General features: G+C 40.4%; 11 protein-coding genes. 4 read left to right on the forward strand and 7 right to left on the reverse strand.

Annotation, left to right across the window (positions count from 1 at the left end; all coding sequences use genetic code 11):
- Positions 1-2 precede the first annotated feature (2 nt).
- The gene (locus tag TEGAF0_RS07050; RefSeq protein WP_264897269.1) at positions 3-995 is read right to left on the reverse strand and encodes a sugar phosphate nucleotidyltransferase; all 993 of its coding nucleotides are present in this window, start codon (positions 993-995) and stop codon (positions 3-5) included.
- Between the two features lie 59 nt (positions 996-1,054).
- On the opposite strand from TEGAF0_RS07050, the gene TEGAF0_RS07055 reads away from it, so the two are divergent.
- A complete protein-coding gene (locus TEGAF0_RS07055) occupies positions 1,055-2,335 on the forward strand; it encodes a serine hydroxymethyltransferase (RefSeq protein ID WP_264897270.1) in 1,281 nt (426 codons plus the stop codon).
- 11 nt (positions 2,336-2,346) lie between these two features.
- Positions 2,347-2,769: a DUF4293 domain-containing protein gene (locus TEGAF0_RS07060; RefSeq protein ID WP_264897271.1), complete on the forward strand. Its 423-nt coding sequence runs from the start codon at positions 2,347-2,349 to the stop codon at positions 2,767-2,769.
- A 90-nt stretch (positions 2,770-2,859) separates the two neighbouring features.
- On the opposite strand, the gene uvrA is transcribed toward TEGAF0_RS07060, so the two are convergent.
- Positions 2,860-5,709 (reverse strand): excinuclease ABC subunit UvrA, encoded by a 2,850-nt coding sequence (gene uvrA, locus TEGAF0_RS07065; protein ID WP_264897273.1) that lies wholly within the window; start codon positions 5,707-5,709, stop codon positions 2,860-2,862.
- A 214-nt stretch (positions 5,710-5,923) separates the two neighbouring features.
- On the opposite strand from uvrA, the gene TEGAF0_RS07070 reads away from it, so the two are divergent.
- Positions 5,924-6,505: an RNA polymerase sigma factor gene (locus tag TEGAF0_RS07070; protein ID WP_026765092.1), complete on the forward strand. Its 582-nt coding sequence runs from the start codon at positions 5,924-5,926 to the stop codon at positions 6,503-6,505.
- Positions 6,506-6,598: 93 nt separating this feature from the next.
- On the opposite strand, the gene TEGAF0_RS07075 is transcribed toward TEGAF0_RS07070, so the two are convergent.
- From TEGAF0_RS07075 to TEGAF0_RS07095, 5 genes are read right to left on the reverse strand one after another with little or no spacing between them, the layout of a single operon-like run.
- Positions 6,599-8,560, reverse strand: coding sequence for a protein-disulfide reductase DsbD family protein (locus TEGAF0_RS07075; protein WP_264897275.1), 1,962 nt, complete (start codon positions 8,558-8,560; stop codon positions 6,599-6,601).
- 1 nt (position 8,561) lies between these two features.
- A complete protein-coding gene (locus tag TEGAF0_RS07080; RefSeq protein WP_264897277.1) occupies positions 8,562-9,014 on the reverse strand; it encodes a protein-disulfide reductase DsbD domain-containing protein in 453 nt (150 codons plus the stop codon).
- Positions 9,015-9,020: 6 nt separating this feature from the next.
- Positions 9,021-9,680 (reverse strand): phosphoribosylformylglycinamidine synthase subunit PurQ, encoded by a 660-nt coding sequence (purQ, locus tag TEGAF0_RS07085; protein WP_264897279.1) that lies wholly within the window; start codon positions 9,678-9,680, stop codon positions 9,021-9,023.
- A gap of 49 nt (positions 9,681-9,729) precedes the next feature.
- Positions 9,730-10,713 (reverse strand): hypothetical protein, encoded by a 984-nt coding sequence (locus TEGAF0_RS07090; RefSeq protein ID WP_264897281.1) that lies wholly within the window; start codon positions 10,711-10,713, stop codon positions 9,730-9,732.
- Between the two features lie 9 nt (positions 10,714-10,722).
- Positions 10,723-12,264, reverse strand: coding sequence for a hypothetical protein (locus TEGAF0_RS07095; RefSeq protein ID WP_264897283.1), 1,542 nt, complete (start codon positions 12,262-12,264; stop codon positions 10,723-10,725).
- A gap of 145 nt (positions 12,265-12,409) precedes the next feature.
- Here TEGAF0_RS07095 and TEGAF0_RS07100 point away from each other — a divergent pair, with 145 nt between their 5' ends.
- Positions 12,410-14,395, forward strand: a complete 1,986-nt coding sequence (locus TEGAF0_RS07100; protein ID WP_264897285.1) for a KUP/HAK/KT family potassium transporter — start codon at positions 12,410-12,412, stop codon at positions 14,393-14,395.
- Positions 14,396-14,401: the final 6 nt, after the last annotated feature.

Raw genomic sequence — 14,401 nt, forward strand, 5'->3', positions numbered from 1 at the left:
CTTTATCCAAAATCAATTTCAGTATTGTCCCCAATATTCAAACTCCTACTTAATCCTTTTACAGAAGCATCACTACCAATTAATGAGTTGTCTAATACCACTTCAAACAAGCTGGTATAAGAACCAATAATGCTATCTCTGATAATGGAGTGCTTAACGGTTGTATTAGCGCCAATGGCTACATGCGGTCCAATGATGGAGTGCGAAATATCGCAACCCGGTGCAATACTTACCGGAGGAATGATGATGGTGTCTTTAAAGTCGTGTATATATTGAATATTGCCCCCAAACTTTTTTAATAGTGTAGCATTGCTTTCGAGCAAACTTTCTTTCTTACCACAATCAAACCAATTTTTCACTTTGAAGGATTGAAATTTCGCACCTCTTTGTATCATGCAATCCAGGGCATCCGTCAAATTGTATTCTCCCTGGGTTTTAATATCCTGCATGAACAAATGATGTAGACACTCAAAGAGGTAATGGGTTTCCTTAATCTTGTACAATCCTACCAATGCCATATTGCTCTTGGGTATAGCTGGCTTCTCTACTACCTGTTCTATAAATCCATCTTCGCCAATGGTTGCTACACCAAAATTTCTGGGGTCGTCTACTTTCTTTACACCAAGCATGCTATATGGACTATCTACTACTTCTTTTACATCGTATTCGCAAATGGTATCTCCCAGCACCACAAAAACCTCATCGTTGCCTACAATGGATTTGGTCAATTCAATGGCATGACCTGTTCCCTGACGTTCGTTCTGAAACACAAAATGAGTGGTAAGGTCAGGATAAGTTTGTTTAACATAGTCCTGAATTTTTTCCCCTAAATAGCCAACAATAAAAATAAATTCATGAATTCCCGTCTCTCTTAACTGATCTACAATAAAGCTCAGAATGGTTTTGCCCGCAATTGGAATCAAAGCCTTGGGTTGAGTATAGGTATGGGGTCTAAGTTTCGTTCCTGCTCCTGCTACGGGTATAATCGCTTTCATAAGGTCAAATGGGGCTGTAAAATAGTAAATAACGCGTAAATTTGGCAAAAATACACTTCATGCAGAGAGATACACTGGTTTTTGACCTGATCAGAAAAGAATTAGAAAGACAAAGACACGGAATTGAATTGATTGCTTCAGAAAATTTTACCAGTCTGCAAGTAATGCAGGCCATGGGCAATGTGATGACCAATAAATACGCCGAAGGTTATCCAGGCAGAAGGTATTATGCTGGTTGTGAAATTGTGGACCAAACAGAACAATTGGCCATTGACAGACTAAAAGAAATTTTTGGTGTAGAATATGCCAACGTGCAACCCCATAGTGGAGCTCAGGCAAATGCAGCTGTTGCATTAGCGGTATTGCAACCGGGTGACGCTACCTTAGGCCTTGACCTAAGCATGGGCGGACATTTAACCCATGGCAGTGCAGTAAACTATTCCGGTAAATTGTATCGTCCGCATTTTTATGGTGTTACCAGAGAAGAAGGATTGATTGATTATGAAATGCTGGAAGCCAAAGCCCGCGAAGTAAAACCTAAATTAATTTATTGTGGTGCATCTGCTTACAGCAGAGACTGGGACTATGCCAGAATCAGAAAAGTGGCCGATGAAGTAGGTGCATTGGTAATGGCCGACATTGCGCATCCTGCAGGTTTGATTGCCAAAAAATTATTGAATTCCCCCTTTGAGCATTGTCATTTTGTTACTTCTACTACACACAAAACCTTGCGTGGACCAAGAGGTGGTATCATAATGATGCAGAAGGATTTTGAAAATCCATGGGGATTAAAAGACGTGAAAGGCAATATCAGAATGATGAGCAACTTGCTAGACATGGCGGTTTTCCCGGGCATCCAGGGCGGACCATTGCAGCACGTAATTGCTGCTAAAGCAGTTGCCTTTGGAGAAATCTTATCTGACGAATTTCTGGTTTACCAGCAACAGGTGCAGAAGAATGCACAGGCCATGGCCAAAGAGTTTGTAAACAAAGGCTATCATATCATTAGTGGCGGTACCGATAACCACCTGATGCTGATTGACCTGAGAAATAAAAATATCAGCGGTAAAAAAGCAGAACAGGCATTGGTGCAGGCAGATATTACTGCCAACAAGAATATGGTTCCTTTTGATGATAAATCTGCTTTTGTTACTTCCGGTATTCGCTTTGGCGTTCCTGCCATTACTACCAGAGGAATGAAAGAGGAACATATGCCTTTTGTAGTTGATGCCATTGATAAGGTGTTGATGAATGCAGATGATGCTGCATCAATCACAGCAGTTCGTAAAGACGTAAATGCCTTCATGGAACAATTTATTTTATATCCTGAAATGGGCTAAAGCCATTCAATATGTTACAAAGAATTCAAAGTATCTGGTTATTGTTAGCCGCCAGCCTGAGTGGATTGAGTACACAGTTTTCTTTTTTCAGCGGGAACAGAATGAACACCACTACCAACGAAAAAGAATGGGTAGAATATACAGCACTTCAAGGTAGCATCACTACACTGATTGCTATTGCCCTGGCAGTGGCTGCGCTGGTAGCTATTTTTATGTACAAGGATCGCAAAAGACAATTGATGGTTACGCTTGCGTTGCTGATAGTATCTGGTATTCAGATTGCCTTGTATTACAGCGCCAGCAATGGGTTCACCGAATCTAAAACAGACCTGACCTCCCTGATTAGTTTTGCTGTACCGGTTTTCTTTTTACTTGCTGCCGTTGGAATTTACAAAGATGAGCAACTGGTAAAAAACGCCGATCGGCTTAGGTAATTTACTGACTTTGTTAGTTGATCAACTTAACTATTCAATTAACTTAATCAATAGGATTGAAAGAAAGAGCAATATTTCATTGCTCTTTCTTTATAATACAATAAATGGCGCCGTTATACTTTTCTTACAAGCTTTTATGCCAGCCGGAATACCTGCATAAACCAATTCACCTCCCTTATCTCCTGCTTCGGGGCCCAATTCAATCAACCAATCCGCAGACTTCAGTACATCAGTATTGTGTTCAATCACAATTAATGAGTGGCCTTGTTCAATCAGTGCATTGAATGAGTTGAGTAATTTTTGAATATCGTGAAAATGCAGACCAGTGGTGGGTTCATCAAAAATAAAGAGCACATGCCCAATACCTTTCCCCTTTCCTAAAAAGCTGGCCAGCTTTACGCGCTGTGCTTCCCCACCACTAAGCGTATTGCTGCTCTGCCCCAGTTTAATATAACCCAGCCCTACATCCTGTAAGGTTTTGATGGCTTTCTGAATTTGCTTTTCTTCTTTAAAGAATTCAAATGCTTCGTCTACACTCATTTCCAGTACATCGTGAATAGATGCCTGCTGGTATTTTACTTCCAGCACTTCTTCTTTGAATCGTTTACCTCCGCAAGACTCGCAGGTTAAATGTACATCTGCCAGAAACTGCATTTCAACAATGGTTTCGCCTTCTCCCTTGCAGGTATCACAGCGTCCCCCGTCTACATTGAAGGAAAAGTGTTTGGGCTGAAATCCGCGCATTTTGGCCAGCCCCTGCTTCGCAAATAAATCTCTAATAGCATCATACGCTTTGATATAGGTAATTGGATTACTACGTGAAGATTTACCAATCGGTTGCTGGTCTATCATTTCTATATGGGCAATGCTATCTATGTCCCCTGTAATGGCTTTGTGCAAACCTACTTTCTCCGCAGCTTCTCCTTTTATTTTCTGTATGCCCGGATACAGAATCTGTTTAACCAAAGTAGTTTTTCCACTGCCGCTCACACCTGCAACTACACAAAAACAATGCAAAGGAAATTCTACTGTTATGTCTTTTAAATTATGTTGTCTGGCTCCTTCTACTTTAATACTGCTGTTCCACTTACGCAGTGTTTTGGGCACCTGTATTTGCATCTGCCCACTCAGGTACTTTCCTGTTAAGCTATTGCTGTCTTTAATAATGGTGGCATAACCCCCGCTGGCTACCACTTCTCCTCCCAGATGGGAAGCCAATGGTCCCATATCAATAATATAATCTGCTTCACGCATCATGAGTTCATCGTGTTCCACCACCACTACAGTATTTCCTAAATCACGAAGTGATTTTAACACCCCAATCAACCGCTCCGTATCTCTTGAATGCAAACCAATAGAGGGTTCATCCAATATATACAATGAGTTAGTCAGGTTGCTTCCCAGATTTCGGGTGAGCTGGATACGCTGACTTTCGCCGCCACTCAGGGTATTGGCCAATCTGTCCAGTGTTAAATAGCCCAAACCCACATCCAGTAAGGTTTGCAGACGCTGATGTACTTCCAGTAAAATTCTTTTCCCAATGGCATATTCATGTTCGGTCCACTGAATACCATCTATCCATTGTTTTACATCTGCAACAGGCATATTGCATAGTTCAGCAATATGCTTGCCCCTGATTTTTACATACAATGCATCTTCTCTTAAACGATATCCGTTGCAGGAAGTACAGGTAGTTCTTCCTCTGTACCTGCTCAACAATACCCTGTATTGTACTTTATATAAGTTCTGTTCTACTTCCTTAAAAAAATCATGAATACCCAGCGCATTGCCTACCCCATTCCACAACTGCTCCAATTGCGTGTCAGTTAAATCCATGATGGGCTTGTGAATGGGAAAGCCAGTTTTAGCTGTTCCTTTCATAAACTGTTCTTTCCACCATCCCATTTTCTCTCCCTTCCAGGGTGCAACTGCATTCTCATACAATGACAATCTTTTGTCGGGAATAACTAGATCCTGATCTATGCCCAATACTTGTCCAAAACCTTCACAAACCGGACAGGCTCCATAAGGATTATTAAATGAAAACAAATTGGGACTGGGCTCTTCAAATACCATCCCATCTGCTTCAAACTGATTGCTGAAATGCAGGATCTGCGCTCCATTTATTTCAAGCATCATTTTCCCATGACCTTCAAAAAACGCTGTACCTATTGAATCTGCTAGGCGATGCAGGTCTTCTTCTTCCAAAGGTTTTACCACAAAGCGATCAACCAATACATAATAGCTGGCAGCATGCAATTTCCATTCTTTGGTCAATGCGGCATCTGTCATGTCGAGCAGCTCTTCTATGCGCACTGGTTTTCCCGGTTGGCCTTTCTGCATCAGGAACATTCTGGAAAAACCTTTTTGCATTAATATATTCAGTTCCTCCCTTATTTCCCGGTTGGCATGCTGTTGAAAAGCTACTAGAAAAACAATTTTATCTCCCTCCGATAAAGCCTGTACCGCTTGCAACACATCTGCCACTTCATCTTTTCTTACTTCCTTTCCGCTAACAGGAGAGATGGTTTTTCCCACTCTTGCATATAATAAACGCAGGTAATCATAAATCTCAGTCATACTGCCCACTGTGCTGCGTGGGGTTCTGGTAATAACTTTCTGTTCAATGGCAATGGCAGGACACAATCCCTTAATATAATCTACATCCGGCTTTACCATGCGAGACATAAACTGTCTGGCATAGGCACTTAAACTTTCTGCATATCGTCTTTGCCCTTCTGCAAACAAAGTATCAATGGTTAAGGAAGATTTACCGCTTCCCGATACACCAGTTACCACAATGAGTTTATTTCGGGGAAACGAGACGGTAACGTTTTTCAGGTTATGGGTTCTAGCACCATGTACCAATATATCAGAAGATCCCAATGCTGGCTTTTCAATGGTTTTGCTTACTGCTGCTGTGTTTTTGCTCTTTGCCATAGGGTTCACAAATTAAACAGATTATTACAGCTTTGGTTGAAGAAAACCGAAATAACGGTCAAAAAATCAATCACTTAGGATGTGAATAACCTAAAGACCCTCCAACTTGATTTCCACAAAAGATTTATGTATGAAAAACATATCTATTTTGTTCAGGATTTAAGAAATCGTTGTCCAATATCCTGATTTTAATCCTGACTCAAAAACCTAAACTATGAGAACATTAGACCATGCGTCTGATACAGAACTGATACGGGCATTTCAAGACGGGGACACCGATGCATTTGAAACCCTTATCTACCGATACAAGGACAAAATATTTTCTTCCATTTTGTTCTTTGTAAAAGACACTTATCTGGCTGAAGATTTATTCCAGGACGTGTTTATCAAGATCATCGATACCCTGAAAAATAAGCGCTATACAGAAGAAGGCAAGTTCTTACCATGGGCTTTGAGAATCTCTCACAACCTTTGCGTAGACTACTTCAGAAAAGTTAAGCGTACCCCTGCCATTAAAACCAGTGATAACAAAGACATCTTTGATGTACTGCAGATTTCTGAAGAAGGTCCGGATGGCAAGATTATGCAAGGTCAAAGCCACGACAGAGTGAGAAAAATGCTGGATCTTTTACCTGAAGAACAAAGAGAAATTATTGTGCTAAGACACTATGCCAACCTAAGCTTTAAGGAAATAGCTGAAATTACCAATTGCAGCATCAATACCGCTTTAGGCAGAATGCGCTACGGTTTAATCAACCTTAGAAAAATGATGGTAGAAAAACAAATCGCTTTATAGTTTGTGCAGGATAAATAAAAAAGCTCCGATAATATCGGAGCTTTTTTGTTGGCTATATCTTATTCATACTACTTTGAATTTTTCTCATATATCTTATTTTTTCTTTGCATCAAATACTGCTTTCGCTGCATCTAAATGCGCTATGAATTTATTGATATCCGGATTGTACCCATATTTAATGCTACTCAAAGGCTTACCTTCTAGATCTAAAAACATATAGAGTGGCTGTGCATTAAAACCAAACTGTGTAATTTCATAATCCAGGTTTTTATCGCCTTCAGTTAAAACTTTATCTCCGTCCTTCTTGGTGTATTGTTCTCCGGCTGGCAAAGGAGTGGATTCATCCACGTATAAACTCACCAACACAAAATTCTCTTTCATTCTTTTCAATACTTCAGGATCCTTCCAAACTTCCTTTTCCATCTTTCGGCAGTTGGCGCAGCTATGACCCGTGAAATCGAGCATCAATGGTTTGTTCAATGCCTTGGCTGCTGCCATCCCCTCTTCCAACGTAAAATAGGCTAACAATCCATATGGCATATGTAATTTATCTGCCAGTCTTTTCGGAGGCGCTGCTAATGAAGTAGTAGATGAAGAAGTTGAAGGAGCAGTACCTATCTGATATTTCAATGCATCCAGATTGAATTCCTGCGTGCCGTCCGGAGGAATAAATCCGCTCAAATGTCTTAATGGCGCACCCCATAAACCCGGTAAAATATACAGAGCAAAGGAGAAAGATGCCATTGCAAAAAACAACCTGGGCACAGATACATAGGGCAGGTCACTATCGTGAGAGAATTTTAATTTTCCCAATAAGTATACACCAAGCAATACAAATATCACAATCCACAATACCAGAAAGACATCTCTGTCGAGTAAGCGCCAGTGATAAATTAAATCTACGTTCGATAAAAATTTTAATGCCAGCGCCAATTCAATAAACCCGAAACTCACTTTCACGGAATTCAGCCATCCACCGCTCTTTGGCAAAGACTGCAACATGGAAGGGAAGAAAGCAAATAGTGAAAACGGCAATGCCAATCCCACCCCAAAACCCAGCATACCAACTATTGGCGCAGTACTTACTCCACCTGTACTCGTTTGTCCCAGCAAAGTGCCTACAATTGGTCCTGTACAAGAAAAAGAAACAATCACTAAAGTAAGTGCCATAAAAAAGATACCGCCCAATCCACCCTTACCTGCTTTCTGATCTGCCTTATTGGCCCAGCTATTGGGCAACTGCAATTCAAATGCACCAAAGAAGGAAATGGCAAACACTAGGAAGATGGCAAAGAACAATAAATTGGAAATAGCACTGGTAGAAATCTGATAGAGTATATCATCTCCAAACAACAATACTAGCAAAATAGTAGGAATGGTATAAATACCAATGATAGAAATGGAATACCACAATGCGTTGCGAATGCCTTCTACCCTTGTTTTACTTCTCTTTAAAAAGAAACTAACTGTTACAGGTATCAATGGAAAAACACAGGGTGTAATCACTGCGAGCAAACCTGTTAAAAAAGTAAGCAAAAAGATTTGCCATAAACTCTGATTGGCTATATCCTCATCCGGATTGGCTGCTGCTTCTGCTACTGGTTGAATGTCAATGACAAAATTTTCTACTCCACTTGGGAACTGATCACCCGCTTTGGCCAACCAATTAAATTGACCACTCACAGATAATTTGTCTGTTGCCATTACACGCAAGCCAAAAATAAATTGTACACTGTCTTCAAATACTTTCAGTGGTACTTGTCCGGCTTCAAGTGCAGGCTGTTTCATTGCACTGCCTTTTTCTTCTACTTGCTGGGTTAGTAAATGCTGTAAGGAATCTGGCAATTGCAATGCAGACACAAACTCATCTTCAGCCGTTTGCTTTTTTACTCCAAAGAGTTGGTAGCCCTTGTTGATTGTTGTTTTTACAACCAGCTGCACCAGGCTATCGTTTACACGTTCTGTTGAAAAAACAAATTGCACAGGTGACTTTTCCTGTGCAATTCCCTGTTGCGCCAGTATACTCAATACCAGCACCCAAATGAATTTCTTCATATTATAATAGCTTAATGTCAAATTGTTTTTTGGTTGGAGGCAAGCACTGCTCATCGTCGCAAACCATATAGTTTACATACCCTGCCACATTGGTTTTTATTCCCGGCTTCACTTTAACCAACTGTGTATACACAACTTTGCCACTGTAGAACAACACTTCCATGTCAAAAATCTTATCGTTGATTTTTTCCAACTTGCCTTGCTCCTTTGGTTTACCTTGAGCTTTTACCAATGGGTTAGGATTGAATACAATCTTGGTAGGAACAGGACCACCGGTTGGCATATTTTGAGAATACATATGCCAGGGCTTGGGAATATTTGCCGTTATAACTACTTCGTAGCTATCTGCCGTTTTTTTCTTTGCTTCAAATGTCCAAGACACAGGATCTTTAATTTGTGCACTCACTAATGCCACACTCAGTAAAGCCACGAATACGCTTAGTAATTTTTTCATCTTCTCTTATTGAATAGACAACAATTCAAAAACTTTTATTCCGTCCAGATTGTGCAGACTGGGTGAAGTTGCGCGCTCTGGGTGAGGCATCATACCAAATACATTGTTTCCTGCATTTCTGATTCCAGCAATATTTCTGGTGGCTCCATTCGGATTGGCCGCTGCTGTAATATTACCCGCTGCATCAGAATAACGGAACAGAATCTGGTCATTTTTTTCCAGTTCATCCAGCGTAGCTTCGTCCGCATGGAATCTGCCTTCTCCATGCGCAATAGGTATTTGCAATGCTCCGGTTACAGGATTGGTTATATATACATTCTTACAGATAAATTGTTGATTGGCATTTTGCAAAAGTACTCCGGGTAAAAGACCGCTCTCACAGAGAATCTGAAATCCATTACAAACCCCAAGGACTTTTCCCCCTCTATTGGCAAAATCAATCACAGATTGCATCATCGGACTAAAACGGGCAATGGCACCACAGCGCAGGTAATCCCCATAAGAAAATCCACCAGGAAGTACAATACAATCATCCGTTGAGAAAGCGGATAAATCCTTGTCTTTATGCCATAACATAATGACTTCCTTATTTAAGTCGTTCTGCAATGCATCCTGCATGTCTCTGTCGCAATTGGATCCCGGGAAAACCACCACCCCTAGTTTCATGTAATTAAGATTTAGGCACAAAGGTACAATCCAGAAACAGAAAGAATGCCTAAAATTTGACGATTTGCCAATTATTGTACATAACCGCTGCCAAAAGCAGCCAGAAAATCAAATTGGGGAAAATCAACCGTCTGGGAAAGGAAAAAATAGCGGCAGCAAAAGGGACAACCGACACTAAACAAAGAAAGGCAGCTTCAAAACCTGCATGATGAAAGGCAAATGGGGAAAGTGAAAGAATGATCGTCATAACCAGCAGAGAAGACCAGTTTTTTCGCATCTGAATCACCAGCCGGCTGTTAAATTGCTGCCAGAAAAAAAGACCAATAAAAAAACTCATCAGAAAACTGGATAAACCAATCCATTCAGCCTTTTTTAAAGGGGTAAGCTTTGTTGGCATTTCCCAGTCAGGCAACCAGTTCGAGAGCAAGGGCAATTGATTGGTAAGATAGAGTCCGGAGGCCAGAAAATAGTAAGGCAAAGCCATTCCCATAATCAGGGTAAACCACTCCTGCAGTTTGAATGCCCGCATAATGCCCAGCGCAAACAATACTACAGGAACAACCAATGCTGTCGGGTGATAACAAAGCACCATGATGGCTACCAGCAATCCAATATTGAATAGCAGGGTCTTGGGTGCAGGATTATTGTACAACCTGGTCAATTTAATATAAATCCAGATCAGGAAAAAATTAGCCAATAAGGCTGGTGAAATAACAGACCAGGCCGGAAACAATCCTGTTAGCAATACATAGGTCATGGCCACTGTATAACTAGACTGAGGATACATTTTCTGATCCGCCAGTAAAAAATTAAGCCGTATCGCCTGAATCAATACGATAATAATATATATCCAAAAACCGGATGCTCCCAGCCTCGGTTGAATATAGTTGTTCAGCAATAATCCGAAATAGCCAGTTTGAGCATTGGACGTTATGGGAACAGGAATAAAGAATCCATGCGCGTGCACCAGCAAACAGAGGAGCAGTACAAATAAAATATTAATAATCGATTTGTCTCTGAATAGAAATACCACGGACGCAAGTTAATAATCTATTTTGGCAAAACAGGTATAGCCTCTGTACATACAAGGAATGATGGCTTGTCTGGCGCCGGTTTGCTTGGCATGTCTTGGCATAAAATCATACCCTCTTTCCAGATTTTTAATGGTTGGATTGCGGTCAATTTGGCCCTGCGGAGACATTGCCTGATCGGTAAGTACATTGTTTCTTTTCTCCTGAATATTAAAGAGAAAACGAATCTGATCTCCGGAGTTCAGCAAACCATACCCAATATAATTGTCTGTATTATCGTCGTATTGCGTTTTACGGATTACATTGCTCCATTCCATTTTGCCATCGGGTTCAAAAGAAATGATAGCAATATTGTCAGAGAAATAACGGGTAACATTGTTCGGTCCCATCGAGTTCAATCCCCAAGGAGAGCCCCAGGGATATGCATTAAATCCGGATCCATAAGGATAATAACCACCGCCTAATCCCAAACCCAGACCTGAACCCATATAGGGGTTAAAGAAAGGACTGCGGTTCATCATATCCCAGCGGTTAAAATTATTTCCGCGTGAATTCATATAAGCGGATTCCGCAATCATCATAAAACCGCCATCCCTTCGAAGAATCAGATTTTTCAGATAAAAGTCATTGAAAGCTGTTTTGGTAGACCCTTCTCCTTTAACGTCAGATCTGAACTCATCGGTAAATACGGTTGTGGCATTCAATAATTCTTGTCCATTGCTTTTGTCCCAGAGGGTATAGTATAAACCATCAATATTGCCTCTTTTCTGCTTACTAAAAAAAGAAGTAATCAGAATTTTCTTGTTCAGGTTATCAATTTTAATACGGGTATCGTCTAGGAAAAGACTCTTTACTTTTACTTCGCTTATGGTGGGATTAATGCTGCCGAGGGGCTTAATCACCAGACTCACTTTATTGATACTCTCATTTTCGGCCACAGCAGATTCGCGTAAACAAACCAAATTACCCTCATTGTCTAAACCGAATTCACCCAGGTAATCGTTTCTGTCGGGCATTGGAATGGCAATTCTTACCTTTTCCAATTGGCTTAATTCCTTATTAAAAACACAGGAAGTAATTACGTGTTCTTTTTCGTTTCGGGTACTGATTTTGAAAGCTCCCAGTCGCTGTTTGTCTTCGCTGTTCACAATCGTATAGATTCTGTTATTAGCTGTATAACCCATACCAGATGTGGTATCCAGCAAAGTTACATCGCCCAGAATCTTTCCTTCCGGACCAATTTTAGCAGCCATTACATAGTAGATATTTCTTTGCTGATACTGATAAATAAAATAAGAGAAATCAGGATAGGCAAGAAAATCAGTACCCAGAATTTTGGTTCTGGTAGGGAGAAAATCTGCTTTGACCTTGGCTGTTAATTTCATTTCCGAATCGTATACAGAAAAGAAATGATCGTCACGGGCATTCTTATAAATAAGGAACTTGCCGCCAATTTTTCCAACTACTTCAAAGTTTAAAGTGCGGGGGTCTTCCCTGTCGGGATCAGAATAAACAATATTCTGGGCAGTAGCGGATGCACAAGTTGCTAACATAGCCCACAAAAAAAAGAGAAATGACCTTTTCATACGCACTATCTTTATGTTTCAAATGTACGGCTTGTACCAATCATTTGGATTATGCAAATTACCCATACATTTGTTAAAGATTGATTCAATTTAATGCTTCAACGCTTCTTTTGTGAGTAAAAATATCAACAAAGTTACCGGTGCTGGTCTCTTAATTGCTTTAGGGATTATCTACGGTGACATCGGCACTTCCCCCCTTTACGTATTTAACGCCATTATCACCAATCGGGTCATTTCAGAAGAACTGATCATTGGTGCTTTGTCCTGCATTATCTGGACCATCACGCTACAGACAACGGTCAAATATGTGCTGATGATTTTGAATGCAGACAACAAGGGGGAAGGGGGAACATTTGCATTGTATGCATTGGTGAGGCGAAGAAAAAAATGGTTAGTCATTCCTGCAATGATTGGTGGAGCGGCCATGTTGGCGGATGGCATTATTACGCCACCCATCTCTGTTACGTCGGCTATAGAAGGATTAAAAGAATTACCCGCTATGCAATCTATTACAAGCGATAGTATTGTATTAATTGTAATAGGGATTTTAGCTGCCATCTTTTTCATGCAACAATTTGGTACAGCCAGTATTGGAAAATTGTTTGGACCAATCATGTTTATCTGGTTTACCATGTTGGCTGTTTTGGGTATAGCACATATGGGGCACGACCTATCTGTGTTTAAGGCCTTGAATCCTTACTATGGGGTGAAGTTGCTCATTAACTACCCCAATGGATTTTGGATACTAGGTGCTGTTTTTCTTTGCACAACAGGAGCAGAAGCCCTGTACTCCGATTTAGGTCATTGCGGTAGAGGCAATATTCGCATTTCCTGGATCTATGTAAAAATCTGTTTATTACTCAACTATTTTGGCCAAGGTGCCTTACTCTTGAGCACACATAAAGGTTTGCTGGTAAATGCTACCAATAAAGCGCAGTTGGGTATCAATGCTTTTTATGACTTAATGCCCGGCTGGTTTATTATTATAGGTGTAATCATTGCTACTTCTGCGGCCATTATTGCCAGTCAGGCATTAATTTCAGGATCGTTCACCTTAATCAGCGAAGCCCTTCGATTGAATCTCTGGCCTAAAATGAAAGTAAGATACCCATCCGAAGAAAGAGGGCAATTGTTTGTACCAGGAATTAATTTATTACTATTTGTTGGATGTGTGGGTGTTGTGCTATTCTTCAGAGAGTCTGCGAAAATGGAAGCAGCTTATGGTTTAGCTATTGTAGTGACCATGCTAAGTACTACCATATTGTATTCTAATTATTTAGTGCTAAAAAGAACTGCTTCCGTTTGGATTTATATTTTCCTAATAGGGTATTTAATTTACGAATCTGCTTTTTTAATTGCACTGTTAGAGAAATTTGTTCATGGTGGATATGCTACTCTTTTAGTAGGGGGTGCCTTGTTTACCATAATGTATGTTTGGTACAGAAGTCGTAAAATCAAAAATCGTTACGTAGAGTTTGTTCGCCTGGAGAACTATATCCCCATGATTCAGGAACTGAGTAACGATAAAACCATCCCCAAATATGCAACGCATCTGGTTTACATGACCAGTGCCAACAACCACAATGAAATAGAGCACAAAATCATTTATTCTATTCTAAATAAGAAACCCAAAAGAGCAGATATCTACTGGTTTGTTCACGTAGATGTATTGGATGATCCGTACACATGTGAATACCACGTTGAACATATAATTCCCAATGATATTATTCGGATTGAATTCAGATTAGGATTCAGGGTAGAACACCGTATCAATCTCATGTTCAGAAAAGTAGTGGAAGAACTGGTGAAAAACAAAGAAGTGAATATTACCAGCCGTTACGAAAGCCTGGAAAAAAATAATATTGTAGGCGATTTCCAGTTTATTGTAATGGAAAAATACCTGAGTCAAGACAATGAATTACCATTCTTTGAGCGCGTAATCATGAAACTCTATTTCTGGCTGAAGGAAATATCCCTAAGTGAGGAAAGAGGTTTTGGACTCGATCCCAGCAATGTGACCATTGAGAAATTCCCACTGATTGTTGCGCCTGTTTCTAAGTTGAAACTATCGCGTATCTTTCCAGAAGGGGAAGAATAAAATCAA

Source organism: Sediminibacterium sp. TEGAF015 (genome assembly GCF_025997995.1).
Taxonomy (GTDB): Bacteria; Bacteroidota; Bacteroidia; order Chitinophagales; family Chitinophagaceae; genus Sediminibacterium.